Annotated in this window: 1 protein-coding gene; it reads left to right on the top strand. The window is 63.6% G+C overall.

The genetic code is table 11. The features are described 5' to 3' along the window. The first annotated feature begins 262 nt into the window (after window positions 1-262). Complete coding sequence (locus KVY23_RS24790; RefSeq protein WP_230558531.1) at window positions 263-1,483, top strand: IS110 family transposase; 1,221 nt, start codon at window positions 263-265, stop codon at window positions 1,481-1,483. Window positions 1,484-1,508 lie beyond the last annotated feature (25 nt).

The following is a 1,508-nucleotide window of genomic DNA, read 5'->3' as shown; positions in this document are numbered from 1 at the left end:
CCTAATGGGACTTGATCGGCGAGTCTTCGGCTGGAGCTGGTGCAACCGGAGAACGCTGGTCACCGAGCCGCTGGTGGGTGAGCACTATTTCAACCTGGAGTGATTGTGTGACTCCTAACCCTAGATCGTGCCCCCACCAGTTGGCGAGGGGTCCCAGAATGCTGATGGGGTGTCGTGCCAGTCGAGCACTGATCCATTAGGTCGCGGTCCGGATCCCTCGAGGCTCACCGCCAGTGATCGTATCGAACGCGAGGAGAACCGAATGATTTTCGTGGGAGACGACTGGGCGGAGGACCACCACGACATCCACGTGATGAGCGCCGACGGGACACGCCTGGCGTCACGCCGGCTACCCGAAGGACTTGCGGGCATCAGTGGGTTTCACGAGATGGTGGCCTCACATGCCCAGGCACCGGCCGACGTTGTCGTCGGCATCGAAACCGACCGCGGGCTGTGGGTATCGGCCCTGCTCGCAGCCGGATACACCGTTTACGCAGTCAACCCGTTGGCCGCGGCCCGGTACCGAGACCGCCACCACCTTTCGGGTGCCAAATCCGACACCGGTGACGCCAAACTCTTGGCCGACCTGGTGCGGACCGACCGACACAATCATCGCACTATCGCCGGCGACTCCGCCGACGCCGACGCGATCAAGGTACTGGCCCGCGGGCACCAGAATCTGATCTGGTCCCGCAACCGGCAGACCAACGCTCTGCGCTCGGCGTTGCGCGAGTACTACCCCGCTGCGTTGGATGCGTTCGACAGCCTCCACCACAGCGACGCGATCGCCGTACTCACCTGTGCCGCCTCACCCGCCGAGGCAGCGCACCTGAGCGCCGCGGCGATCCGGGGAGTGTTGAAAAAGTCTGGGAGACAACGCAATATCGAATCCCGCGCCCAGGAAATCCGGAAGGCGTTGCGTACCGAACATCTCACAGCACCGCCGGCGGTCACCACTGCGTACGCTGCCACCACCCGATCGGCGGTGGCGTTGATCGCGGAGTTGAACCGTCAGATCGGCGACCTCGAAGCCGAATTGACCCGCCATTTTGAAGCACACCCGGACGCCGGCATCTACCTCTCCCTGCCAGGACTCGGTGTCATTCTCGGCGCCCGGGTGCTCGGTGAATTCGGTGACGACAGCAACCGATACACCACCGCCAAGTCTCGCAAGAACTACGCCGGTACGTCACCCCTGACGATCGCATCCGGCAAAAAACGCGCCGTACTTGCCCGCCACATCCGTAACCGGCGACTCTACGACGCGATCGACCAATGGGCATTCTGTGCGCTCACCCAAAGCCCGGGTGCCCGTGCGTTCTACGACCAACACCGAGCTGCCGGCGACCTCCACCACCAGGCACTCCGCGCCCTCGGAAACCGCCTCGTCGGCATACTGCACGGCTGCTTACGCCACCACACCGAATACGACGAACACACCGCCTGGGCACACCGAACCGCGCAACAGCCCACCGCCGCTTGACAAATTACGGACCTGGGATGTCTAG

The sequence above is a fragment of the Rhodococcus sp. I2R genome (assembly GCF_020889545.1).
In the GTDB taxonomy this organism is placed as follows: Bacteria; Actinomycetota; Actinomycetes; order Mycobacteriales; family Mycobacteriaceae; genus Rhodococcoides.
This window is presented reverse-complemented; position numbering and strand designations above follow the sequence as displayed.

Bases quoted from the DNA above. Each gene is read 5' to 3' on its own strand.
- KVY23_RS24790 (WP_230558531.1), top strand. From the start codon at position 263: ATGATTTTCGTGGGAGACGACTGGGCGGAGGACCACCACGACATCCAC.